General features: G+C 36.8%; 25 protein-coding genes, 1 tRNA gene and 1 riboswitch. Of the genes, 17 read left to right on the top strand and 9 right to left on the bottom strand.

The genetic code is table 11. The features are described 5' to 3' along the window. Positions 1-41 precede the first annotated feature (41 nt). Positions 42-758: an L-ribulose-5-phosphate 4-epimerase gene (gene araD, locus AC4GZ8_RS11500; protein ID WP_491081988.1), complete on the top strand. Its 717-nt coding sequence runs from the start codon at positions 42-44 to the stop codon at positions 756-758. 25 nt (positions 759-783) lie between these two features. Next, a complete protein-coding gene (gene araA, locus AC4GZ8_RS11505; RefSeq protein WP_491081989.1) occupies positions 784-2,268 on the top strand; it encodes an L-arabinose isomerase in 1,485 nt (494 codons plus the stop codon). Positions 2,269-2,416: 148 nt separating this feature from the next. Here the strand turns inward: araA and AC4GZ8_RS11510 are convergent, their stop codons facing one another. Next, positions 2,417-2,668: an alpha/beta-type small acid-soluble spore protein gene (locus AC4GZ8_RS11510; protein ID WP_491081990.1), complete on the bottom strand. Its 252-nt coding sequence runs from the start codon at positions 2,666-2,668 to the stop codon at positions 2,417-2,419. Positions 2,669-2,761: 93 nt separating this feature from the next. On the opposite strand from AC4GZ8_RS11510, the gene AC4GZ8_RS11515 reads away from it, so the two are divergent. Beyond that, positions 2,762-3,967 carry an alanyl-tRNA editing protein gene (locus AC4GZ8_RS11515; RefSeq protein WP_491081991.1) on the top strand — a complete coding sequence of 402 codons (1,206 nt, stop codon included), beginning with the start codon at positions 2,762-2,764 and terminating at the stop codon, positions 3,965-3,967. 328 nt (positions 3,968-4,295) lie between these two features. On the opposite strand, the gene AC4GZ8_RS11520 is transcribed toward AC4GZ8_RS11515, so the two are convergent. Further along, positions 4,296-5,450, bottom strand: a complete 1,155-nt coding sequence (locus AC4GZ8_RS11520) for an ROK family protein (RefSeq protein ID WP_491081992.1) — start codon at positions 5,448-5,450, stop codon at positions 4,296-4,298. 232 nt (positions 5,451-5,682) lie between these two features. On the opposite strand from AC4GZ8_RS11520, the gene xylB reads away from it, so the two are divergent. Next, positions 5,683-7,182, top strand: a complete 1,500-nt coding sequence (gene xylB / locus AC4GZ8_RS11525; protein WP_491081993.1) for a xylulokinase — start codon at positions 5,683-5,685, stop codon at positions 7,180-7,182. Between the two features lie 162 nt (positions 7,183-7,344). On the opposite strand, the gene AC4GZ8_RS11530 is transcribed toward xylB, so the two are convergent. Continuing rightward, a complete protein-coding gene (locus tag AC4GZ8_RS11530) occupies positions 7,345-8,190 on the bottom strand; it encodes a VanW family protein (RefSeq protein ID WP_491082227.1) in 846 nt (281 codons plus the stop codon). Positions 8,191-8,248: 58 nt separating this feature from the next. Beyond that, entirely contained in the window at positions 8,249-9,094 is an 846-nt protein-coding gene (locus AC4GZ8_RS11535) for a hypothetical protein (protein ID WP_491081994.1), read from the bottom strand. Positions 9,095-9,324: 230 nt separating this feature from the next. Here AC4GZ8_RS11535 and AC4GZ8_RS11540 point away from each other — a divergent pair, with 230 nt between their 5' ends. The 6 genes from AC4GZ8_RS11540 to AC4GZ8_RS11565 all read left to right on the top strand — a co-directional run bounded on the left by AC4GZ8_RS11540 (position 9,325) and on the right by AC4GZ8_RS11565 (position 15,081). Then, on the top strand, positions 9,325-10,293 hold the full coding sequence (locus AC4GZ8_RS11540; RefSeq protein ID WP_491081995.1) for a bile acid:sodium symporter family protein: 969 nt from the start codon (positions 9,325-9,327) through the stop codon (positions 10,291-10,293). A gap of 72 nt (positions 10,294-10,365) precedes the next feature. Continuing rightward, positions 10,366-10,467, top strand: a riboswitch (TPP riboswitch). 127 nt (positions 10,468-10,594) lie between these two features. Beyond that, a complete protein-coding gene (locus AC4GZ8_RS11545) occupies positions 10,595-11,887 on the top strand; it encodes an acetylornithine deacetylase (RefSeq protein WP_491081996.1) in 1,293 nt (430 codons plus the stop codon). Further along, on the top strand, positions 11,888-12,562 hold the full coding sequence (tenA, locus tag AC4GZ8_RS11550; RefSeq protein ID WP_491081997.1) for a thiaminase II: 675 nt from the start codon (positions 11,888-11,890) through the stop codon (positions 12,560-12,562). Further along, entirely contained in the window at positions 12,555-13,325 is a 771-nt protein-coding gene (locus AC4GZ8_RS11555) for an ABC transporter ATP-binding protein (protein ID WP_491081998.1), read from the top strand. The genes tenA and AC4GZ8_RS11555 overlap by 8 nt, the downstream gene beginning before the upstream one ends. Further along, complete coding sequence (locus tag AC4GZ8_RS11560; RefSeq protein WP_491081999.1) at positions 13,322-14,074, top strand: ABC transporter permease; 753 nt, start codon at positions 13,322-13,324, stop codon at positions 14,072-14,074. Before AC4GZ8_RS11555 ends, AC4GZ8_RS11560 begins: the two co-directional genes overlap by 4 nt. Further along, on the top strand, positions 14,056-15,081 hold the full coding sequence (locus tag AC4GZ8_RS11565; protein WP_491082000.1) for an ABC transporter substrate-binding protein: 1,026 nt from the start codon (positions 14,056-14,058) through the stop codon (positions 15,079-15,081). Before AC4GZ8_RS11560 ends, AC4GZ8_RS11565 begins: the two co-directional genes overlap by 19 nt. 12 nt (positions 15,082-15,093) lie before the next feature. Here AC4GZ8_RS11565 and AC4GZ8_RS11570 read toward each other — a convergent pair. Next, positions 15,094-15,178 (bottom strand) — tRNA-OTHER (locus AC4GZ8_RS11570). A gap of 131 nt (positions 15,179-15,309) precedes the next feature. Next, on the bottom strand, positions 15,310-16,077 hold the full coding sequence (locus AC4GZ8_RS11575) for a SurA N-terminal domain-containing protein (protein ID WP_491082001.1): 768 nt from the start codon (positions 16,075-16,077) through the stop codon (positions 15,310-15,312). 479 nt (positions 16,078-16,556) lie between these two features. On the opposite strand from AC4GZ8_RS11575, the gene proC reads away from it, so the two are divergent. From proC to AC4GZ8_RS11595, 4 genes are all read left to right on the top strand, one after another. Further along, complete coding sequence (gene proC, locus AC4GZ8_RS11580; RefSeq protein WP_491082002.1) at positions 16,557-17,405, top strand: pyrroline-5-carboxylate reductase; 849 nt, start codon at positions 16,557-16,559, stop codon at positions 17,403-17,405. 42 nt (positions 17,406-17,447) lie between these two features. Then, positions 17,448-18,578, top strand: coding sequence for a glutamate 5-kinase (gene proB / locus AC4GZ8_RS11585; protein ID WP_491082003.1), 1,131 nt, complete (start codon positions 17,448-17,450; stop codon positions 18,576-18,578). 14 nt (positions 18,579-18,592) lie between these two features. Further along, on the top strand, positions 18,593-19,852 hold the full coding sequence (locus AC4GZ8_RS11590; protein ID WP_491082004.1) for a glutamate-5-semialdehyde dehydrogenase: 1,260 nt from the start codon (positions 18,593-18,595) through the stop codon (positions 19,850-19,852). 118 nt (positions 19,853-19,970) lie between these two features. Next, positions 19,971-20,978, top strand: coding sequence for a DUF3231 family protein (locus AC4GZ8_RS11595; protein WP_491082005.1), 1,008 nt, complete (start codon positions 19,971-19,973; stop codon positions 20,976-20,978). 138 nt (positions 20,979-21,116) lie between these two features. Here the strand turns inward: AC4GZ8_RS11595 and AC4GZ8_RS11600 are convergent, their stop codons facing one another. Then, a complete protein-coding gene (locus AC4GZ8_RS11600) occupies positions 21,117-21,278 on the bottom strand; it encodes a DUF1540 domain-containing protein (RefSeq protein WP_491082006.1) in 162 nt (53 codons plus the stop codon). A gap of 189 nt (positions 21,279-21,467) precedes the next feature. On the opposite strand from AC4GZ8_RS11600, the gene AC4GZ8_RS11605 reads away from it, so the two are divergent. Together AC4GZ8_RS11605 and AC4GZ8_RS11610 are read left to right on the top strand one after the other, a co-directional pair. Further along, on the top strand, positions 21,468-21,845 hold the full coding sequence (locus AC4GZ8_RS11605; RefSeq protein WP_491082007.1) for a P-II family nitrogen regulator: 378 nt from the start codon (positions 21,468-21,470) through the stop codon (positions 21,843-21,845). Between the two features lie 2 nt (positions 21,846-21,847). Continuing rightward, positions 21,848-23,155: an ammonium transporter gene (locus AC4GZ8_RS11610; RefSeq protein WP_491082008.1), complete on the top strand. Its 1,308-nt coding sequence runs from the start codon at positions 21,848-21,850 to the stop codon at positions 23,153-23,155. A 266-nt stretch (positions 23,156-23,421) separates the two neighbouring features. Here AC4GZ8_RS11610 and AC4GZ8_RS11615 read toward each other — a convergent pair whose 3' ends face one another. Then, a complete protein-coding gene (locus AC4GZ8_RS11615) occupies positions 23,422-24,504 on the bottom strand; it encodes a copper resistance D family protein (RefSeq protein ID WP_491082009.1) in 1,083 nt (360 codons plus the stop codon). 3 nt (positions 24,505-24,507) lie between these two features. After that, on the bottom strand, positions 24,508-25,155 hold the full coding sequence (locus AC4GZ8_RS11620; protein ID WP_491082010.1) for a copper resistance CopC family protein: 648 nt from the start codon (positions 25,153-25,155) through the stop codon (positions 24,508-24,510). Positions 25,156-25,329: 174 nt separating this feature from the next. On the opposite strand from AC4GZ8_RS11620, the gene AC4GZ8_RS11625 reads away from it, so the two are divergent. Continuing rightward, positions 25,330-25,434 carry a YjcZ family sporulation protein gene (locus tag AC4GZ8_RS11625; RefSeq protein ID WP_491082011.1) on the top strand — a complete coding sequence of 35 codons (105 nt, stop codon included), beginning with the start codon at positions 25,330-25,332 and terminating at the stop codon, positions 25,432-25,434. The last annotated feature ends 23 nt before the right edge of the window (positions 25,435-25,457 follow it).

The raw sequence follows: 25,457 nt of genomic DNA on the forward strand, positions 1-25,457 counted from the left end.
AAATCTACAATATAAGCCCAAGAAGGGAGATGTAGGAACTTATGCTAGGAGCATTAAAAAAACAAGTTCTTGAAGCTAATTTACTATTACCTAAGTACAATATGGTTACTTTTACATGGGGAAATGTAAGTGGCATCGATCGTGAACAAGGTCTAGTCGTTATTAAGCCAAGCGGTGTGCCATATGAAGAGCTAAAGGTTGAAGATTTAGTTGTCGTAAATCTTGACGGAGAAGTAGTAGACGGAAATTTACGACCTTCTTCAGACACAGCTACTCATATTGCTCTTTATAAAGCGTTTCCTAAGCTAGGTGGAGTTGTTCATACGCATTCACCATGGGCAACAAGCTGGGCACAGGCTGGCCGGTCAATTCCAGCTCTAGGAACAACACATGCAGATTATTTTTATGGAGAAATTCCATGTACACGAAGTTTAACAGAGGGTGAAATAAAACGCGGTTATGAACTGGAAACGGGAAATGTGATCATTGAAACATTTGAAACAGGCGGACTCGATCCGGTTGCCATGCCTGGTGTCCTTGTTTCAGGGCATGCTCCATTCTGCTGGGGAAAAGATGCGATGCAGGCAGTTCATAATGCGGTTGTCTTAGAAGAGGTAGCCAAAATGGCCCTACACACATATCAGTTAAATCCAGCGGTTGATCCAATTGATCAATTCTTATTAGATAAGCATTATCTTCGAAAACATGGAGCAAATGCTTACTATGGTCAAACGAAAAATACAGAAGTCAAACAATAAAGATCATTTACAAGGAGGAAACAACATGCTTAAAGTAAAACCATACGAATTTTGGTTTGTAACAGGAAGCCAGGATTTATACGGAGAAGAAACAGTCCGCGAGGTAGAAGTAAATTCAAAAACGATAACAGAAGCACTTGATCGTGATCCATCTCTTTCCTATAAATTAGTCTTTAAATCAGTCTTAAAGGATGCAAATGCTATTCGCCAGCTTTGTTTAGAAGCAAATGCTGATGATAACTGTGCTGGAATCATCACTTGGATGCATACCTTCTCACCGGCTAAAATGTGGATTGCGGGACTTTCTGCTTTGCAAAAGCCAATGCTGCATCTCCATACACAATTTAATCGTGATATTCCTTGGGATAGCATCGATATGGATTTTATGAACACAAATCAATCTGCACACGGTGACCGTGAATTTGGATTTATGGCAACAAGGTTGAATGTAAAAAGAAAGGTTGTTGTTGGTCACTGGGAGAACAGTGAAGTAAGAAGTAAAATCGGCAGTTGGATGCGCACAGCAGTTGCTTTTTCGGAAAGTCAAAACTTAAAAGTTGCTCGTTTCGGTGATAATATGCGTCGCGTTGCTGTTACAGAAGGTGACAAGGTAGAAGCGCAAATCAAATTAGGTTGGACTGTAAATGGTTATGGTGTTGGTGACCTTGTACAAAGAATGAATGATATCTCAGAACAAGAAATTGATGCCTTAATGGAAGAATATGAAAGAGAATATGAAATTGTCGCAGAAGGCCAGGTAGACGGTCCGATTCGTGATGCCATTCGTTATCAAGCAAGAATTGAGCTTGGTATGAAGGCGTTCTTAGAGGAAGGTAACTATACAGCCTTTACAACAACCTTTGAAGATCTTCATGGAATGAAGCAATTACCAGGTCTTGCTGTTCAACGTTTAATGGCACAAGGATATGGATTTGCCGGTGAAGGTGACTGGAAAACGGCAGCCCTTCTTCGTACATTAAAAATCATTGCTGATAATGAAGATACATCCTTTATGGAAGATTATACGTATCATTTTGAACCGGGCAATGAGTTAGTATTAGGCTCTCATATGCTTGAAATTTGCCCGACTATTTCAGCAACAAAGCCCAAAATTGCCGTATACCCACTAGGAATTGGCGGGAAAGAAGATCCTGCTCGATTAATCTTTGATGGAAAAGGTGGATCAGCTCTAAATGCATCAATCGTTGACCTAGGTCACCGCTTCCGATTAATTGTAAACGAAGTTGATGCAGTTCAACCTGAAATCGATATGCCAAACCTTCCTGTTGCTCGAGTGCTTTGGACTCCACAGCCGTCATTAAGCGAAGGGACGGAAAACTGGATCATTGCTGGTGGTGCTCATCATACTGTTTATTCTTACAAAGTAACGCCAGATCAATTAAGAGATTGGGCAGAACTTGTTGGAATTGAATGTGTGTTTATTAATAATGAAACAAACAAGCATGCATTCAAAAATGAACTACGTTGGAATGATGTTATTTTTAAATAAGAATTTGAATTTAAGGATGAAATTCCCTGAAATTTCATCCTTCTCTTTTTTATCCCACTCTTAACAGACATTAATGCACTACCACAAGCTTCTGAGTTAACTAAGAAGATAGGGAAATGAAGAAAACCCCCATTGATGGAAGTTTCACTTATTTCTTTTTCAGCTGCTGTTCAGCTAATTTGATCATTTCTCGAACCATGTTGCCTCCGAGCTTCCCGCCTATTTTTCCGGCTTGCTTAGATGTTAAATCTCCGTTTTTGCCGTCATGTAATGGAATTCCTAATTCTTTTGCAGTTTCGAATTTAGCTTCATCAGCTGTTTTTGTATTTGCTACTTTTGCCTTTAATTGTTTTACCTGTTCCCTTGCCTCAGGGACAAGTAATTTATTACGATTTGCCATTGCAAACCCCCCTTTTATTTATAGTTTTTCTAGAAGAGGATTGTTCTATGCTATAGTAAAAATAAATCTAAATATTAAAGTGAGTGGAAAGATATGACGAAAAAATTATTTTATGAGGATGCCTACCAAACGTCTTTTGAATCAAAAGTGATAAAAAAAGATGTTGATAAAGATGGGCGATATTTTGTTGTGTTAGAGCAAACAGCTTTTTACCCGACTGGAGGCGGACAACCTCATGATATTGGTTTGATAAATGGCGTAAGAGTTTGTGATGTAGAAGAAGTTGATGGAGAATTAAGACACTATCTCGAAGAAGCCCTTACAGAAATGGGGGATATTCATGGTGAAATTGATTGGGATCGCAGGTTTGATCACATGCAACAGCATGCGGGTCAGCATCTATTAACAGCTGTATTTGAGGATCATTTCGGGTATAAAACACTTAGTTTTCATCTTGGAAAAGAACTATCTACCATTGACCTTGACACCCGGTCACTTGCAAGTGAAGAAATATGGAAAGCAGAAGCCATAACAAACCAATTTATTTTAGACAACCGACCGATTGAAACGAAATGGATAAAGAATGAAGAAGAATTAGCAACCTATACACTTCGAAAAGAGTTGTCGGTTACTGAAAATATTCGTCTTGTTATCATTCCTGAAATTGATTATAACGGTTGTGGTGGTACACACCCTAAATCTACTAGTGAAATTCGTTTGTTAAAAATCCTGCATATTGAAAAGCAAAAAAAGCATGTTCGAGTTCATTTTGCTTGTGGCGATAGAGTGCTGAAGCATTTACATGAAAAGCATAATATTATCCAAAAGCTAACCTCACAACTTAGTGTCCCGCAAGAACAATTGAATGAGGCAGCCGACAGACTTCTAGAAAACACGAAGACCTTACAAGTGGAAATTGATGAATTAACATCAAAGCTTATTCAATACGAAGCAAAGGATCTTCTTTCAAAAGCTGAGCCTATAAAAGAACATTTTTTTATTAAAACCATTTTTAAGAATCGACCGGTTCATGTCTTACAAAATTTAGCCAAAGAGCTTGTAATTAACAGCACAAATCTTATCGTTGTCTTTATAAGTGAGCAACCAGACAAGATTCAAATCGTTTGTACAAGGACGGAAGAAATTGATGTTAATCTGAATCAAGTGCTAAAAGAGGTGCTGCCATCAATTCATGGTAAAGGCGGAGGCAGACCGTCGTTTGTGCAGGGCGGTGGGGAGAAAGTGATCACACCGGAAGAAGTGATGAAGTTACTTGTAAGAGCCTTAAAATCTAAATAAAGGTAATGTGAAAATCTCCTATTGCATTCATATGCGATTTCTAGTATTATAACAATACAAGCTGCGCTGTACGCATCCTTTATAAAGTTTTAACCTTTAAGCTGAAATAGGGAGTTTTACATTGAGGTCGGAATATCATGCCTCCATTAAGTAGAGGACGATACGAAAGCTTCTGCGAACACCCACTTGTAGGAGTGGTGGTTTAAAACTCTATAATTTTATGATGCGGCAATCGCGGCAAAACCTTTTTAACAACAATCCGGTTTCCTATTGGAAACCGGATTTTTATTTGTGTATATAATTTTTTTTTCGATGATAAGATACATTATTATTCTTGTAATTCTCTATGAATAAAACTCTCGGATGTGAGAGCGGCAACACCTAATGCAGCGGAATGAGTGGAGTGTTCTGAGAAATTAATTTGTAAATCCTGTTGTTGAAAGAAGAGGGATCGAGAATAAACAACATCTAAAATTGGTTGTTTAATCCACTCTTCTGCCATTGCTAAACGATTACCGATAATGATTTGTTCAGGATTGAAGGTGTTGATGATATTATTAATTCCATAACCGATATAAGATCCGATTTCTTTGAAAAGTGAAATCGCCTTTTCGTCATTTTTTTGTGCGAATGAAATTAATTGTTCTAACGTTGTATCTGATCCTGCTCGACTTAAGAGCGCATGCTCTGATGCGTACGTTTCCCAGCATCCTTTACTACCACATCTGCAAGGAATTCCGTTTATTTCAATGACCATATGACCCATTTCTCCTGAAAAGCCATTAAGACCTTGATATAATTCATTGTTAAGTATTAGTCCTACACCAATACCGATCCCAGCACTTACATAAACGATATCTTTATAATCCTGTCCAACTCCAAAGTGCTTTTCACCATATGCACCTGCATTTGCTTCATTCACAATAACAACCGGTACTTGGAATTCGTCTTCTAATAGTGATTTCATTTCGCAATTTTTCCACCCTAGGTTAGGAGCGAGAAGGATGCTGCCTTGTTTATCAACGATTCCTGGAATTCCAATACCGATCCCGACGATTCCATAGGGAGTTTTGGGAAGATCTTTAACTAATAAGGTAATCATTTTTTTAATCTGTTCGATCACTTCTGAAAAAGAAGTGTTTATCACTTTTACATGATCTTCAATCACAATATTTCCTTTTAGGTCTGTTACGACACCAAGAATATAGTTTACACCTAGATCTATTCCAATAGAATATCCAGCTGTTCCGTGATAATGAAGAAGAACAGGCCTGCGTCCACCACTTGATTCTCCAGGCCCAGATTCATAAACTAACTCTTTTTCTAACAGTTCATTTACAAGTGAGGAAACAGTTGCTTTATTTAATCCAGATTGGGCGGCAATATCTGCTCTTGAAATGGGTTCCTGCTGGGTAATCGTTTGAAAGACAAGAGCTGTATTATTTTTTTTTACAACTTGTTGGTTCCATGTAATTGATTTCAAATGCTTCACCTATTTTCAATGATTTTCTACTTATATTATAGTACAAACTTAGTTTAATGGATAGACAAACTTTTCTCCTAATGATATAATTCAAGTAGTTTTTAGAGTAGGAAATACTAGAATAAGAAGTTTATAAATTACTATATTGTAAGGGTTTACTTATTTAAGAGTATACCATTAAATGACAGATTTTATGCTCTATTGATGACTTGAAAAACATGGGGGAGATAAAATGAAGTATGTAATTGGTGTCGACCTAGGTACAAGTGCTGTAAAGGTAATATTAATGGATCAAGTGGGAACAATTGCACAAGAAGTGTCAAAATCATATCCACTAATCCATGAAAAATCCGGCTACAGTGAACAAGAGCCAGAGCAATGGGTTGAAAAAACACGAGAGGGACTTGCAGAACTTGTTCAAAATTTCCAAGGAAATGTGGCAGATATTGAGGGAATTAGCTTTTCTGGGCAAATGCATGGACTAGTGCTTTTAGATGAAAACAATCAAGTGCTAAGAAATGCAATCTTATGGAATGACGTAAGAACAACAGAACAATGTCAACAAATATATGATGTCGTAGGTACAGAGCGATTGCTGGAAATTACGAAAAATCCTGCGCTAGAAGGTTTTACTTTGCCAAAAATATTATGGGTAAAAGAGCATGAACCACAAATTTTTGAAAAAGCTGCTGTATTTATGCTTCCTAAGGATTATCTTCGTTATCGAATGACCGGAAATATTCATAGTGAATATTCAGATGCAGCTGGAACTTTATTATTAAATGTAGGCGAAAAAACATGGAGCAAAGAGATCTGCGATTTATTTGATTTGAAAATCGATTTCTGTCCACCATTAGTTGAATCACATGAATGTGTTGGTCATCTGATAGAAGAGTTTGCTCAACAAACGGGACTTTCATCTGAAACAAAGGTTTTTGCCGGTGGAGCTGACAATGCTTGTGGGGCAATTGGTTCTGGCATATTATCTGAGGGTCATACTCTTTGTAGTGTAGGGACATCAGGTGTTGTACTTTCCTATGAAGAGAGAAATGATCGCGATTTTTCAGGTAAGGTTCATTATTTTAATCACGGAAAAGAAAATGCCTTCTATACGATGGGAGTAACACTTGCTGCTGGGTACAGCTTAAATTGGTTTAAAGATGTATTTGCAGAAAATGAAACGTTTGAGGCATTGCTTGATGGGATTGAATCAGTACCAGTTGGATCAAATGGCTTACTATTTACACCATATTTAGTAGGGGAAAGAACTCCACATGCAGATCCTACGATTCGCGCTAGCTTTATTGGAATGGAAGGCTCACATACGAAAAAGGATTTTGCTCGTGCAGTTATTGAGGGTATTACGTTTTCACTAAACGAATCCATTGATATTTTCCGTGAAAGTGGAAAAGAAATTACCAATGTGATCTCAATAGGTGGTGGAGCGAAAAATGATACATGGCTTCAAATTCAAGCAGACGTTTTTAATGCTAAAATCATTAAGCTGAAAAGTGAACAAGGACCTGGTATCGGTGCGGCCATTCTAGCAGCATTTGGAGCAGGCTGGGCGGATTCATTACAAGAAATTGCGGATATCTTCATTCAACCTGATAAAACATATGAGCCAATCCCAGAGAATGTGGAAAAATACCAACAGTTATTTACACTATACAAAGATGTTTACACCCAAACGAAAACTTTAAATGAAGGATTAAAAGCTTTTAGAAAATAAAGTGAAACTCCATCAGCGGTCTTAATTCCCGATGGAAGTTGAACCGTTCAGACCTTCTTGACGGGCAAGGTATCCTCTCATCTACCTTCTTTATAACTTTAGAAGCTTGAGGGGGCTTACTGCCCGTTAGAATGGGATAAATAATCAGGATCAGTTATTTTTTTAGGAAGATGACTGATCCTTTTTATTCTTTATTTGAAAGGTATCAGAGGAATAAATAATGACCATAAGCTGTCCTCCAATCACTTTTGAGCGAATGAGTAAAGGTTGATTATATTCATTTTCAAAAGTGAAATCAGGGCCATACCAACTTACAGTTGCATCTCGGTTTGGAGGAACGTAAGGAACTCTTCTGCTATGTGAGTACCGCTCAAGTATTTTGACACCTGCTTTATCTACCGCATTAAATAGTGTTGATGAAACTTGGCAAATTCCCCCGCCAATACCTTCAGAGAGCTCGCCTCTTACGATAACTGGTGCAGGTAAATAACCTTTTTCAACTGTTCTTTTTCCTACAACAGAATTAAATGAGAAAATCTCTCCAGGAAAAATCACATAATTATTTATTGCCTCTGAGGCTAATTTAATATTGTGAGTTCTCTCCGCATTTCTGCTATTAAAAAAAGTGACATATTGACCAACTATTTTGTTCTTAATAGAAGAAAGGAGCTCACTATCTACCTTCGGATAAAGTGTTTCAGTTGGTATTTCTATAGTTGCGGGACCTTGTGAAAAATAACGAGTATAAAATAGTTCCTTCCATAATTTTTGATTCAATTTATGCCCCATTTTTTCACTAATGATAAGACCATGTTGATCTAATGAAGCGTTTTTAGGTTCTTTGTATACTTCTGATTCTAAAGAATCGGTTAGTTCATTAAATTTTGCTTCATCAATAAAATCTTGTTGAAAAGGAGAAATAGCAATTTCAGAACGATGTAATGATTTTATTTCTTTTCCATTATAGGTTATTGATAAATTATCCGATAATTCAACGGGCTGTGTCATAAGTAATAATAATGTGAGTATTATATACAATGAATTCCCCTCCTTTTTCTACAAAGATTTAGTTTTTCGGTATTTTTTCGAAGAAAGGATCAACCATAACATTCCATGAAGAAAATGGAGAGGTTCTCACTAGTGTAAAGGTATGTTTCACTTTCACTGGGCCGATACCTTTTAAATACATTTTTATATCAGCAGGTATTTCCATCGTAAGAGACATTGGATCCTTCTGTTCAACCTCATCTAATGACCATTGCATCCCTTCAATATCTTGAAAAAACGCAAATGAGTCATCGAGATCAAGCTCGTTAGATAGACTTATCTTTTTACTCAAATCTTTATCACTGTTTTTAACAGTTAAAAGAAATACTTCTAATGATTGTTCAGCTGTAAGTGTTGCTGCATATTCATTAAACTTACCGGCAGCCTTTAAAATCATGATGTGATGTGACAAATCTTGTTTACCTGAACCATGTGTTTTACTTTTTGAAAAATGAATACAAAAATGACCTGGAAAGCCGTTTTGTATGGCTCCTCCTCCATGTGGCATTCCATGCATTGATGCAGGAATAAGACGGTCTTTGACTTGGATAAGGACTGCACGTCTTCTCCAGCTCCAATTACCATTATAGATGGCTTTCATGATAACGGTATCTTCCCTTGTTAGAGGCTGTACATCCGCATGACCACTCCCGGCTCTTCGTTGAACTTCAAATTTCTTTCCGGTTTCAATATCAATAACAGTGAAGGTAGAGTGGCGCGGAATAATTTCTTTTACCTCTTCCCAATTAGGTAGTTCAGGCTGAAAGCTGATGGGATGAAAGGCTGTCTTATATACTGTGGTTCCATATGTATGTTTATATGTAAGTGATAAGAGAAATAAGCTAATAATAAGGGTTTTTTTCAATTTGATTCAACTCCATTGCGATATTCATTACGTATATTTTGTGTAAAATTTCGTATATCATCGCAATTTAATGGAGGAAAAATTAGGAATTCCTATATAAGGGGATTTTCATACGTATTAGATATAATAAACACCTGAAAGCACAAAAGCCTTCTAATTTCTGGTACAATGTCATATACATAGATTTTATTAATTCATCAAGAAATTTTTCCAGATTAGGAGAATGCTCTATGCTACAATCCATTAACCGACAGCTTGAGAAGTGGATGCCAATTATTACACCATTAAGTGTATTAACAGGCGTGTTGCTTGCTGACAAGCTGTTGGCTTTTACATTTCTTATTCCGTGGTTTTTTGCATTTATGACATTAACAGGTAGTCTTGGTTCAAATTTTTCTTCCCTAAAAGGAGTCATAAAAAAACCGCTCCCATTATTTATAATCATTTTGTTGTTGCATTTAGTTATGCCCTCGGTTGCTTGGTTAGTAGGTCAAAGCTTTTATCCGGATGATCATTTAACCATTACAGGGTTTGTTCTAGCTGCCGTTATTCCTACAGGTGTTACAAGCTTTATTTGGGTGACGATTTATAAAGGAAATATTGCGCTTGCTTTATCTATTATCTTATTCGATACAATCTTATCACCTTTTTTAGTCCCGTTTTCTTTATCGCTTTTTGTTGGTCAAAATGTAGAAATCAATGTTCTGGACATTATGTCTGGATTATTCTTTATGGTTGTCATTCCTTCACTTTTAGGTATGGTGACAAATCATTTCACAAAAGAAAAAAGTGTAAAAGCAGGCAAAGTTTTAGCCCCGTTTTCAAAGCTTTCTCTTGCTTTGGTTGTCATGATAAATGGAGCGGTTATCTCTCCTTACATCAAGGAGTTTAATGTGAAATTGTTAACAATTGGCTTAATAGTCTTTTTCCTAGCATGCATTGGATATGTAATTGCATGGGGAATAGGTATTTTGCTAAAGAGGGACAGAGAAACACAAGTTGTAATGCTGTTTACAGGTGGTATGCGTAATATAAGTGCAGGTGCAGTTATTGCTGTTCAATATTTCCCGCCAGCTGTCGCGGTGCCTGTTGTATTAGGGATGTTATTTCAACAAATATTAGCTTCATTATTTGGCTTTTTGTTTCACCTTTTTGATCAAAAGCAGATGGTAAAAGATCAAATTTCTGCCACACAATAACAATATAACGTTGCCAAATGAACCAGATTATGATAAAAATAATGATAATCCAATTATTTCATAACTTAATAGATTCACCACTAGGGGAGCTGTTAAAGCTGAGAGAGGTTTGTACCTTGACCCTTATTACCTGATCTAGATAATACTAGCGGAGGGAAGCGGTGTTTGAATACATATTTTGGTTAAATTTAGCGCAATTGATTTGCTATCGATTTGGACCAATTATTTATGGAATTTAAACCACTTCTCTTTGTAGAAGTGGTTTTTTTATTTTGAAAAACTGTGAAGGAGGAGAGGGAGCTTGGCAAAAACGATCACCCATCTAGTTGAATCTGTTCATGAGCGGGAAGAAGAGTTAATTTCCTTAGTAAATAAACTAATTGAATTTAAAACACCTGCACCGCCAGCTAGAAATACAAAAGAAGCTCAACAGTTCATTGCGGATTTTTTAAACCAAAAAGGTTTCTCAATTGATATGTGGGATGTATATCCGAATGATCCAAATGTTGTTGCAGTTAAGAAAGGAAAGCAGAGTTCCTCTTACAAAAGCTTAATTATTAACGGTCATATTGATGTGGCTGAGGTACATGAGGATGAAAAGTGGGAAACAAACCCTTTTGTACCTATTGTAAAGGATCGAATGATTGTTGGCCGCGGTGCTGCAGACATGAAGGGCGGTTTAGCAGGTGCTCTGTTTGCCATTCAACTTTTACATGAGGAAGGAATTGATCTACCAGGTGATTTGATCTTCCAATCTGTAATTGGAGAGGAAGTAGGAGAAGCAGGAACATTAGAATGCTGTAACAGAGGATATAAAGCTGATTTTGCAGTTGTTGTGGATACAAGTGATTTACATATTCAAGGCCAAGGTGGCGTCATTACAGGATGGATAACTGTGAAAAGCTCACAAACCTATCATGACGCAACTAGACGCCAAATGATTCATGCAGGAGGCAATCTATACGCAGCAAGTGCAATCGAGAAAATGATAAAGATTGTCCAAGGACTTCAGGACCTTGAACGCCATTGGGCTGTGACCAAAAGCTATCCGGGCTTTTTACCTGGAACAAATACGATTAATCCGGCTGTTATTGAAGGTGGACGACATGCTGCCTTTATCGCAGATGAATGCAGGTTATGGATCACTGTTCACTATTATCCCAATGAAACACATGAAGAGATCATTCAAGAAATTGAAGAGCATATATTACATGTTGCAAATGCTGATCCATGGCTTCGAGAGCATCCCCCAATCTTTGAATGGGGCGGGAAGTCGATGATTGTCGATAAAGGAGAGATTTTCCCTTCCTTAGAAGTGGACCCTAACCACCCAGCAGTTAAGTTATTAGCTGCTACCCATGAGTCGATTATACAAAAGCAAGCAATTGTGGATGTATCTCCAACTGTTACAGATGGAGGCTGGTTGGCTGATGCTGGGATCCCAACAGTTATATATGGACCTGGAAAATTGCAGCACGCACACTCAGTTAATGAACAGCTATCAATTGATGAATTAATTCAATTCACAAAATCAATCTTATTGTTTATTTATGATTGGAGTCATACAGTAAATGAGGTTAGGAGGATGTCCTAAATGAAATTCAGTCAAAGGCTTTATGAAAAAGTACTTCCTATTTGGGAGAAGAATCATGCCCATCCGTTTGTGCAAGGTATGGGAGATGGAACACTTGCAAAAGAAAAGTTTCGTTTTTATATGATTCAGGATTATTTATATTTAATAGACTATGCAAAAGTGTTTGCATTAGGTGCGGTAAAAGCAACAGATGTAAATACAATGGGCCGATTTGCTGCTTTACTGCATTCGACATTAAATGAAGAAATGGAGCTTCATCGTCAATATGCGAAACGATTTGACATAACAACTCAAGAATTAGAGGAAGCGAAGCCTTCTCCGACAACACTTGCTTATACGCATTATATGTTGCATGTAAGCCAAAATGGGACACTTGCGGAGTTGGTTGCTGCTTTGCTGCCATGTATGTGGAGCTACTGGGAAATAGGGAAGGACTTATCTAAAAAGGTAGGCGCAAGTGAACATGAATTTTACGGAGAGTGGATTACAATGTACTCATCAGCTGAATTCGGTCAACTTGCCACCTGGTGTATTGACTTAATGGATGACCTTGCAGAAGGAAAACCAGAACAGGAGCTAAATAAATTAGAAGAAATCTTCCTTAATACAACAAGATTTGAGTATATGTTCTGGGATATGGCTTACCATGAAGTGATGTGGCCAACAAATGACTAATACCATACTCAAATTAAAAGATATCAGTTTTCACTATGATCATAATACAGTGCAAAAGCCAATTCTTAAAAAGCTGAATTTGGATCTTTTTGAAGGTGAATTTATCAGTTTTTTGGGACCAAGCGGATCAGGGAAAAGTACATTGTTTAAGTTAATTACAGGATTGGAGCAACCAACTGAAGGTGAGATTTATTTGCGAAATCAGCTTGTGATCAACAGGTTAGGATATGTGGGATATATGCCTCAACAAGACTTACTATTACCCTGGCGAACAATAGTAGAAAATGCAGCCCTGCCCTTAGAGATAAAAGGAATGAAAAAACGTGAAGCTTATAAAAAAGTCGTGACTCTTATAGAAGAGTTTGGTCTAAAAGGTGTTGAAAATTGTTTTCCTAGTGAACTATCAGGGGGGATGAGGCAGCGTGTCTCCTTTTTAAGAACCATTTTAAGCGGATCCAACATTCTTTTGCTGGATGAGCCGTTTAGCGCATTAGATGCAATCACGAAATTATCCTTACAAGAGTGGCTATTAGCCCAATGGCAAAAGCGTAAGGAAACGATTCTCTTTATTACTCATGATGTGAATGAGGCATTATTTTTATCAGATCGCATTTTTGTGTTTACAGAAGCACCTACCTCGAAATTGAAAGAACTTCATGTTCCGTTAACTCGACCGAGACATGTAAGAGATTTAAATCATCCTGATATTCTGCAATTAAAAGATGAGCTTTTAGATGAATTGCGAGTGAGGCCAAGTTTATGAATCTAGTAAATAAATACGGAGCCTCGGTTTGTTTGATGATATGTTTTCTGATTGTTTGGGAAGTAGGAGCAAGAATCCTAGATATGGGTTTTATACTTCCTGCACCAACAGATGTGGTCGTAAAAATTTGGCTTTTAAAGGAATCTTTATTTTTGGAGCATTTACCAGCTACATTTCTTATTATGATCATTGGGTTAAGTTTATCGATTGTCTTTGGTGTAGGGTTAGCTATATGCATGAGTGTCAGTAAAACGGTTGAGAAAACATTTTACCCGCTTATTATTTCATCTCAGACCATTCCGGTTATCGCACTCGCTCCTATTTTTGTCCTTTGGTTTGGGTACACGATCTGGAGTAAGGTCATTGTGACAGTGCTTATTACGTTTTTTCCGATTACGGTGAACACCTATGATGGACTTAATGCAACGAGTAAGGAATATAAGGATCTGCTAAAGACGATGGGAGCAAGTAAAAAAGACATTTTCCTTAAACTTCAAGTTCCCGGATGTGCTCCATATTTTTTATCGGGATTAAAGGTTGCTGTAACTTTAAGTGTAATCGGGGCTGCTATTGGTGAGTGGATTGGTGCACAATCTGGTTTAGGGTATTTTAGTAGAAGAATGATGACTCAATTTGATGGAGCTGGTGTTTTTGCGCCAATCGTTATTTTATCATTAGTTGGCATTGGGCTATTTATTATTGTAAGAATTTTAGAAAATAACATATTAAAATGGAGGAAAATAGATTGAAAAAGGTCATTTTATTGTTTATAAGTTTCTGTTTAGCTATTCTTTCAGCATGTGCGGGTACAAGTAATACTGCATCTGAAACAAGAAATCAAGAGGGATCGGAAGAATTAAAGGATATAAGCATTATGCTAGATTGGTATCCTAATGCTGTTCATAGCTTTTTATACATTGCAAAAGAAAAAGGGTATTTTGAAGAAGAAGGTTTAAATGTTGATATTCAATTCCCTGCGAATCCAACTGACCCAATTAATTTAGCTGCAGCAGGGAAGATTACCTTAGGTATTTCATATCAGCCGGATGTAATAATCGCCCGTGCAAACCAAGATGTGAAGATTAAATCAGTAGGTGCTATTGTACGATCCCCTTTAAACCGTGTGATTTATTTAGAGGATAGTGATATTCAAACTCCGAAAGATTTAGAAGGAAAAACAGTTGGGTTTCCTGGAATCCCTTTAAATGAATCACTTATTCAGTCAATGGTAAAAGCAGACGGAGGTAACCCAGAAAAGGTAAAAATGGTTGACGTTGGATTTGAGTTAGGCTCATCTATTGTAAGTAAAAAAGTAGATGCTGTAATCGGTGCGTATATTAATCATGAGGTTCCAGTCCTTGCACATGAAGGTCATAAAACTAAGAACATCAATCCAACAGAATATGGAGTACCAAATTACTATGAGCTTGTTGCGGTTACAAGTGACCAAACATGGAAAAAAGAACAAGAATCCATTGAGGCTTTTTGGCGTGCTGCAACAAAAGGATATGAATTTACTGCAAAAAATCCGGAAGAAGCTTTACAGATTTTATTAAACAATCAAGATGAATCAAACTTTCCGTTAGTAGAAGAAGTAGAGGTTCAAAGCTTGGATATCTTATTGCCGCTAATGAAATCAGCGGATGGTTTTGGTAGTCAGGATCAACAACAATGGGAAGAAACGATAAAGTGGTTGAAAGAAGCAGGTTTAATTGAAAAAGAACCTAAAGCAGAAGATATTTTTGTGAATATGTAAAAGAAGGATAATAGGACTTGATGGGATTTGAACCCACAAAATGTCCAACAGTTGTCGGTATAACTGTTGACCGCTCTGCACATTGAGCTACAAGTCCTTTTCATAGTTTGTGCGGTTAAGCTAATTTTATACAGGAGAATGTCTATATCGACATTATAAATTTTATAATACCAAATCAAAAACGCTTGTTCATTACACTCAAGAACAAGCGTTTTTGATTCATGTGATTTATAATTTTAATTCAATCTTTGCAGACTCACGAAGTTCTTCAACTTTCGCAGCTAGTTTTTCTTGTGTTTTTTGACGTTCAAGGTTTGTTTTTAATGTATCCTTAACATCATCGTATTTTGGAGTCTCAGCTGATTCTTCAGCAGAGCTTGCCATTGAATCGTAGTATTCTTTAACTTCTTTATCTGTTACTTCTTCAACGTTTAAATCATTTTTGACATATTGATCATACTTTACTGTGTCAGCAATCTGATCCTTTAATTTATCTAAAGTAAGATTATTGGTTTTTAACGCTTCATCAAAAGCTTTATCAGACTCATATTGTGCTTTAAGAATATCTAGCTGCTCATTTATCTCTTCTTCTTTCGCCTCATAGCCTTTTTTCTCAATTTCCTGCATGATTAAGGTTTGTCCTACAAGACTTTCAAGTGTATAGTCTTTTAATTGTTTTGCTAGTTCTTCAGTCGTTGGGTCTTGTCCCATACTGGTAAATTGCATTTGCGAGATGCTTAAAGCCTCATTATATTCGTTCCCTTTGATTTCTTGACCATTTACAATCGCAACAACTAAATCTTCTTCTACTTTTTGAGCATCAAGTTTTTTTTGCATTTCTTCTTGATCAACAGCTTCCTCTTTAGCGGGCTCTTCATTTGTTGCTTCTTCTTCTTCTTTTGTCGGCTTAGCAGCTTTTTCTTCATCATTGTTGCAAGCAGCAAGTGATAAAGAAAGTACCCCGACAAAAAATGCTATTAAATACTTTTTCAACATGGAAAAACTCCTTTCGATCCTACGAACCATTCGAGACATAGGTGCATATTTGGAATTGTATAACAGTTAACGAAAAAATGAAAGGTTTTCAAATGATTTAAATAATTGAGTCTTTTTATTAGGTCGTTTTTGTAATAAGTGTCTGAGAATGGTTGAGTGGATACCCTATTGATTCCTTCAATTTTACGGTGATTTATTTTGGTGAAAGTCCAGACAAACAAAAAACATATAATCTCCATTAGCTAGGTAATTGTATGAAAATTTCAAAAATCAAATCCTGATATGAGAGGATGAGAAGCGTTAAGGACGACTGAGACGCTTTTAAAAGAATATATGTATAAATGGTAACGCTTACACTAACTAATTGGAAGAAATACTCACAACATCTCTTAAACACCTTGATTATGAAAATCAGCGTGTTAGTATTAAAACGTGAGTAAAAATACGAACAAAAATACGAACGAAATTGGAGAGATGAGATGTTACACGATAAAACAGTTGCGTTTATAGGCGCAGGCTCTATGGCAGAGGCAATGATTTCAGGACTTGTAAAATCAGATCAATTTCCTACAGATCAGATCGTTGCCACTAATCGTTCAAATTCAGAAAGGTTACTTGCTTTAGAAGCTAAATATGGAATAAAAGGATGTAAAGTGGAAGACTTGCAGTTTGATCAAATAGATGTCATCATTTTGGCGATGAAACCAAAAGATGTAGATCAGGCATTAAGCGGAATCAAGGAACATATCAAATCAAACCATCTCATATTATCAGTTCTAGCTGGAATTACAACAACATATCTTGAACAAAACCTTCATAATGGCCAGCAAGTAGTTCGAGTGATGCCGAATACATCAAGTGCAATCGGCGAATCAGCTACTGCCATATCCCCAGGTCATGAAACATCAGAAAACAATATCGTTTTAACTAAAGCATTATTAGGATGCATCGGTGAAGTCTATACAATCGATGAAAAGGATATGGATATCTTTACAGGTCTTGCAGGAAGCGGACCGGCATACTTCTATTATTTAATGGAGCATATGGAGCAGCAAGGTGTGCAGGCAGGATTTGATCTAGAAACAACAAGGAAAATTATTGCTCAAACAATTAAAGGTGCAGCAAAAATGGTTCAAGAACAAGATGAAACACCAACAATCTTAAGAGAAAAAGTAACATCACCAAATGGAACAACTGCTGCTGGCCTAAATGCACTTGATGAGAATGGTGGCGGCCAGGCAATTGCTAGAGCAGTTGAGCATGCTGCAAAACGCTCGAAGGAAATTAGTGAACAAATTCAAGAAAGTCTATTAGTGAATTCGAAATAAAAAATTTTTTAAATAGAGATAAATTGATTCAGGAGTGATATAATGACGACCCTAGAAAATGGAAAGAAACGGGTTGTAATCAAAGTAGGAAGCAGTTCATTAACTAGTCGACACGGAGAAATTAGTCGACGAAAACTAGAGAAGTTAGCAGATGAAATTGCATTATTAAAAGACGAAGGACATGAAATAGTCTTTGTATCATCAGGAGCTGTAGCAGCCGGATATCGAAAATTAGGATGTATTGACCGTCCGACATCTTTACCAGAAAAACAGGCAGCAGCATCCATTGGGCAGGGTTTATTAATTGAGGCGTACTCTGAAATTTTCTTGTCTCACGGATATGTTGCATCCCAAATATTAATAACGCGAAGTGATTTTTCTGATGAAACTCGTTACAACAATGTAAGAAATACGTTAAATGTATTATTGGAAAGAGGAATTATTCCAATTGTTAACGAAAACGATACGGTTACAGTAGATCGTTTGAAATTTGGCGATAATGATACGTTATCTGCAAAAGTGGCTGGTTTAGTTGAAGCAGATCAACTTATTATTCTGTCTGATATTGATGGGTTATATGACTCCGATCCACGTAAAAACGAGCATGCCAAATTACTTGAAAAAGTATATGAAATCACTCCTGAGATTGAAGAAGGTGCTGGTGAATCCGGTAGTAATGTTGGTACAGGTGGAATGAGATCAAAAATTGATGCTGTTAAAATAGCGATGGCATCAGGCATTTCAACATTTCTAGGTAAAGCTAGTATTGCCAATATTCTTACTGATGCCGTTCGAGGAGAAGCGAAGGGTACGTATTTTGAAGTAACAAATGAGACGATTAATTTAAATAGAAAGAAACAATGGATTGCTTTTCACTCAGGTCCAGAGGGGGAAGTTGTGATCAATCAAAAAGTAAAAACATCGATTGCAGACCATAAACATAGCATTTATTCATCTGATATTGAGAAAGTAAATGGACAATTTGATAAGGGTGCTGTTATCCGTATTTTAGATCATGAAGGAGAAAGAGTGGGTCTCGGTGTTGTTAATTATTCAACAGAGGAATTAGAAGAAATGAGGAACTTGGCAGATGAAGATATTCGTAGGCTAGAGGTTGTACATTTTGATGATTTAGTATGTGAGCTTGAACTATCATTACCTGTTGGAGTATAAAAAGGAGGAATTGGATGTCTGTCCTAGAACATATGACAGTTGAAGAACAAGCAATAGCAGCAAAAAAAGCGGCGAAAAAGGTAAGTCTATTAACAACAGAAGAAAAAAATGAAGCACTGCATATTTTAGCTGATACCTTGGAAAAGAACACAGAACGAATTCTTGATGCAAATGAGATTGATCTACAAGTAGGTAGAGAAAAGGGTTATGAAGAAGCTTATATGGATCGTCTTGCATTATCAAAGGAGAGAATTTTTGACTTTGCTGAGGGATTACGTCAGGTAGCAAGATTGGAAGATCCTACAGGAAAAATTTTATCGAGTTGGACACTTGATAATGGATTATTAGTTGAGAAGGTGACAGTGCCGTTAGGTGTTATTGGTATGATCTATGAAGCTCGTCCAAATGTGACAGTTGACGCGACAGGTCTTGCACTTAAATCTGGAAATGCCATCGTATTAAAAGGCGGATCATCTGCTTTATCATCAAACAAAGCAATCGTTGAGGTTATGCACGAAGCATTAAATGAGACAAAAATCCCGAAAGAGGCAGTTCAATTTATTGCGAGCACTAATCGTGAAGCGACACAACAGCTGTTTACAATGAAGGAATATATTGATGTATTAATCCCAAGAGGTGGCGGGTCTCTTATTAATGCTGTTGTTAACAATGCAACTGTTCCGGTACTTGAGACAGGTGTTGGAAACTGCCATTTATATATTGATGTTGAAGCAGATGTTGAAAAAGCATTAAACATTTTAGTGAATGCAAAAACAGACCGTCCAGCTGTGTGTAATGCATTGGAAACAGCTATTATTCATAAAGATTGGCTTGAAAAAAACAAAGACCATCTTAACAAGACATTAAATGAACAGGGTATTGCGGTTCATGGAGACCAAATAGCATTATCATATATCCCAAATGCTGTTTTGGCCAACGAAGAAGATTGGGCTAATGAATATTTAAGTTTAGATCTTGCTATCAAAACTGTTGAGAGCGTTGAAGAAGCAATCGAACATATTGAAACATATGGAACAAAGCATTCAGAAGCAATTGTAACAGAAAATAAAGATACAGCTAAAATGTTTATGAATGTCGTTGATGCCTCTGCTCTATATCATAATGCATCAACCCGTTTTACAGACGGAGGAGCGCTAGGGTTTGGAGCAGAAATTGGAATATCTACGCAAAAATTACATGCTCGTGGTCCTATGGGATTACCTGCGCTAACGACAGTAAAATTCTTAATGTCTGGAAATGGCCAAATTAGATAAAAGAAACAGGACTTTCTTTCTGGAAGGTCCTGTTTTTTTATGATTTCGACTTAGAATACATAATTTTTCTTTGTAGGTGAAAACATAAAACATATATTTAATAAAGCAGGTGTGCGTAATGGAGAATAAGACAAATATTCGGTTAACGGCTGCTGAAATGTCTGTGTTATGGACGCAATTTATAAATGATTCTGCTTCAGTATGTGTCGTAAGTCACTTTATAAATAAGGTAGAAGATGAGGAAGTTCGTCCTATACTGGAATTTGCGATTAATGGATCATTGAAAAATCTTGAGTTTTTAAGAAATTTATTTCAAAAAGAGGATTTTCCTATTCCGGTCGGATTTACAAATGAAGATGTAGATAAGGATGCTCCACGTTTATTTTCAGACACATATTCAATCATCTATTTGAGACATATGTCTATTTTAGGTATGGCTGCTTCAAGTGGTGCAATCGGTTTCTCTACAAGGCCAGATGTCATTTCTTTTTTTAAGAGTGTGTTAAATACTGCTGTCGAATTACAAGATTTAACAAGGTGGTTAATGTTAAAGCAAGGTACATATGTGAGGCCGCCATATATTTCAACCCCTGATAAAGTTGATTTTGTTGAGAAGCAACGATTTTTAGCAGGATTTATTGGAGATAAAAGGCCATTAACAGCTCATGAAATTACGATGCTGTTTAATAATATCCAAACAAATGCGATTGGAAAAACGTTGATCATTGGGTTTGCACAAACTGCAAAGAATAAAGAAATAAAGGAATATTTTCTAAGAGGAAAACAAATTGCTCAAAAACATATAGACCTTTTCAGTGATATATTAAAAAAAGAAGACCTTCCTGCTCCGATGACCTGGGATACAGCAGTAACTGATACGACTGTACCTATATTTTCAGAGAAGCTTATGATGTTCCATGTTTCAGCTATGATTGGTGCTGGAATTGGAAATTATGGTGCCTCTATGTCAGGAAGTCCAAGGAGAGATCTTGCACTTAGATATGCTTCTTTAATACCAGAAATTACACTTTATGCAGAAGATGGAGCAAATATTATGATTAATCATAAATGGCTGGAAGAGCCCCCTCAAACAGATGACCGGAATCAAATAATAAAAAAAGAGTAGGGAAATGGCGACTGAACATGAATCAGTCGCTTATTTTAGAGAAAAATTGTTCATAAGATGAATAATAATGATAATTATTTTCAATAATAAAGATGAAAAGAGACAACCCCTATCGGTTGCCTCCTTTTCAAAACCTTATTACATATCAGCTGGTTCAAATGTTTTACAGTCTGTGTCACTGCTTGAAGAAGCGTTCTTTTCTTTATGATTCACAACATAAATTCGAGATGCTCCACATTTATTTTCATTGTTGATATTATGGACGCAGCTACTAACTTCACATAATACGTCTTGTGCCATATAAAACACCTCCTTCATTGTTAGGATAAGCAAATTCGAGCTTTCCTATTCAATGGAGGAGGTGTTTTTACGGTATAAATGTAATTTTTTCTGAAAACTTTTATTATTTAAAGTATTGACTCAATCTCTTTTGTGTTATATTCTATTCCATATTAATGTCAGAAAATCTAACACATAGGGTGGTATGATATGAAAAAAATTGAAGCCATTATTCGGCCACAAAAAATTACAGAAACCATAAAAGGTATGAAGAATATAGGTATTACAGGTTTTACCGTGTCACAAGTCGTAGGAAGAGGAAAACAAAGGGATACAAAAGGTGTATATCGCGGGAAAAATTACAACGTAACACTGCATCCGAAAATTAAGCTTGAAATTGTTTTATCAGATCATATGGTAGAACCTACGATTAAAACAATTATTGCAAGTGCACAAACAGGTGAAGATGGTGACGGGAAAATTTATGTATATCCAATCCTTGAAGCATATAACATTCGTAATGGGGAACCAGATACTTCGATTGATGATTTAACTGTTCAAGAAGTTTCAGCAAGGGAGGGGAATTGACAATGGAGCTAATCCATTTAAATACGGTTTGGATTGTCATAGCGGCTGCGATGGTTCTTTTTATGGAAGGTGGTTTTAGTTTATTAGAAGCAGGGTTGGTGCGAACAAAAAATGCTGTGAATGTAACGATGAAAATCTTTGTTGATCTAACAGTTGGCGCTTTGGCATTTTGGGTAATTGGTTTTGCTATTATGTTCGGTGATAGTGCATTCGGCTTTTTCGGGACAAGCTTGTTCGGTACTCCTGAAAAAGTTGATATAGGTTTAGAACTACCAAGTGAGGCATTTGTTCTCTTTCAGATGGGGTTTGCAGTAGCGTGTATTTCGATTATTTCTGGAGCGGTTGCAGAGAGAATGAACTTTAAAGCCTATATTCTTACAGCAGCTCTTATTACGTTAGTTATTTACCCGCTTTCAGGTCACTGGATATGGAATGGAGAAGGTTGGCTGGCTCAGCTGGGAATGAAAGATTTTGCTGGATCAGCTGCAATCCATGCAGTTGGGGGATTTGCCGCGTTAGCAATGGCTAAATTCCTTGGTGCACGAAAAGGAAGATTTAATTCAGATGGTAGTGTAAATGTGTTTGCACCAAGTAATATTCCATTAGCATCAAGCGGTGCATTTATATTATGGTTTGGGTGGTTTGCGTTCAACAGTGGAAGTACATTAGATGCCTCTGATGCTTCTTTAGCATCTATCGCCATAAACACGATGCTTGCTGGAGCGAGTGGAGGAACCGTCACACTATTATTAACGATGAATAAGTTTGGTAAGGCTGATCCGAGTATGACAATTAATGGTGTATTATCAGGTTTAGTAGCAATAACTGCTGGATGTGCATTTGTTGATCAATGGAGTGCTATTTTGATAGGTGGTATATCGGGTGTGATTGTCATTTATGGAACGCTTTTAATTGATCATATGAAGATTGATGATCCAGTTGGTGCTGTAGCTGTTCACGGATTTAATGGAATTTTTGGTACGATTGCTGTAGGGTTATTTGATACATCTGCAGGTTTGTTTACAACAGGTCAAGTATCCTTGTTAGGAGTTCAGCTATTAGGAGCAGTAGTTGTGGCTGTTTGGGGGTTAGTTGGAGGAGCGGCCATTGCAAAAATTGCTGAAGCAACAGTAGGATTACGTGCTACAGAAGAGGAAGAGGAGGAAGGACTTGATATGTCCTACCACGGTATTCCTGCTTATAATGAGCTAGAACGATTTACAGACCTGCCGACAAGCTTATACAACTTTGAAGAAACCACTGGTATAACGGTTGCAAGACCTGAGCAAAAGAAGGTTGTTGGATCATAAGAATATTAATGAACAAAAAAGCGAACCTTTATGGTTCGCTTTAGCTTCGTCAAGTAGATGAACGTCGATAAGTACACGACATCCAACTTCGAAGCATAGGGTGTGCAAGTGTAGTCTTGGAGATTGCCGCTGCGCTTTTTTTCTGCCAGCGTCAATCCGCTATAGGGGCTAGCCTCAAATGAATAGAAGACAATGGACGTCTTCTATTCATTTGAGGCTTATTTACCTAGGGTGACCAAGTCACTTGCGCTTTTTTTGTTTTTTAATTAACGAATCACAATTGAAAACATTAGACCAAGGTAAGTAGAAATGATAAAAGCAATTCCAAAGCCTAAAGCAATCATTGGAGAAATTTTTTTATAGAAACTAACAATCATCATCATCACAAATAACATAGCAATAATAAGTAAAACAATTGATTGTACTGCCATATTGAATTGAACGACAAATGGGGCTTCAATATTTTGACCCAATAAAGGTTGAATCCAACCTGCAGGTCCTTCTTGTAGAAAGGTTGCATTTACTTGATGTGGTGGTGGCAGTGTTCCCAAAACTCCAGTAATAAAAAAGACAATCATTAGGATGAAGGACTCCGCTTGGACCCATTTTAGCGGATTAAATTGTTCATCTTGTTTAGTTTTTCGAGATAGAAAGCCGTTTATTAATCCAAAAGCAAGGATAGGGATAATACTGATATGCTTAAGTAAAAGCATTTGTCCGTATGATAAAACCCATGAATTCAAATAATCTCGAGGTTCGACCACGAATAGCATTAAGCTGATTCCTGTTATCGTTAAAATGACAACCAATCCTATTGATAACGGAGTAAACCAGCGAAGAAAAGCATGCCAATTTTTCATAGACTTTGCTAACCAACCCACATGGAGGAGTACTCCAAACCAAATTGTGATGGTTAAAAAGTGGATAGAGTGTGAAAGTAGTCCAGGCCAAGCATCGAGTGTTGAAGCGTGACTTGCATAGCCTGCCGACAAGATCATAATAAGCATAAAAAATGCCTGCAGGTATTTTGGTCCTTCTACATATATTGTCATCCATAACAAAACAGCGAAAAAACTTCCATAGATCCAAGCGATACCTACCTGAAACTCCGTTAAAATTGAATAGGCTGTTAAACTAAACAACCCATCCTGTGAAAAGAAAGAGATCACTTGAACAACAGGGAGAAATGTTAACACAATAATACCTAGAACACTTAATAATAAGCTTTGTTTTGACACTCTTATCACTGGTTTACAAGACTGTGGTATAAATTGTAAAAAAATATACCCGACTAAATAAGAGTAAAGCATATAGGTTACATACTCTGTTATTGGAATTAATTGATTCATGTTTTACCTCTTTTTACGAAATAGAACCCATATTCCACCACTTAATAAGAGGATTAGAACAATAACTGATAGGGTAGCAAACGTTGAATTGTTTGATTGTTCATTTGAGTTTGTCACATCTTTTTGAGGTTCTTCAATCGTCTCATCTTCTGCATGTTCGACATCTTTTTCAGATGTTTCATTTTCCGATTCTTTCTCTTCTGAGTTTTCAGTGTTAGTTAATGGTAATTCCTCAGTTTTAGGGATATCGACCGAAAATGGAATGTCACCTGTCATGGCATGTCCATCTTTTGCTGCGATCTTCCATGTTAATATGTAATTACCATTGGAGAGTGGAGTAGCTACTGTGCCGATAAGCCCTTTTTCGTTAACTGTAATGGAATTAAATGAGATTTCTTCATTATTTTGCATTAAGACAAGTGTACTCTGTTTTTCAATTTCTCCAGCAAATTCAACCTTTACCTCTGTTATTTCCTCTGTTATTACTTCACCTTCAGCAGGAGTGGAATTAGATAAGGTAGTGTGGGCAGAGACCATTAATGGAAGCATCCAAAGAACACTAATAAGTAGTATTATTTTTTTCATCAAATCATCCTTTGTATTCAAATTAAGTAAGAAAGCGTTTAGCCACTCACGCTTTTCTATATTCATTTTAGCATTGATTCCCCCTTTCATTCATAAATGATTTCTAACAAATTAGCAAACAAAACGGGTTGAGTTCAAGAATATTCAAATAAAAATTTTTTATAGGAACTGTGCATCCGCCCTTACGGACAAATATCCAAATACATAGTGTATTAGTACAACGAAAGGGAGGTGTTGTAAATGGGTGGTGCAACTCCAGGTTATGGCTACGGTGGTGGCTTTGCTTTGATCGTTGTGTTATTCATATTACTGATTATTGTGGGCTCTGCTTACGTTGGGTACTAGTTTATTATTGATTTCGATCATAA

It is taken from the genome of Metabacillus sp. RB-C-LZQ-3-1 (assembly GCF_058315175.1).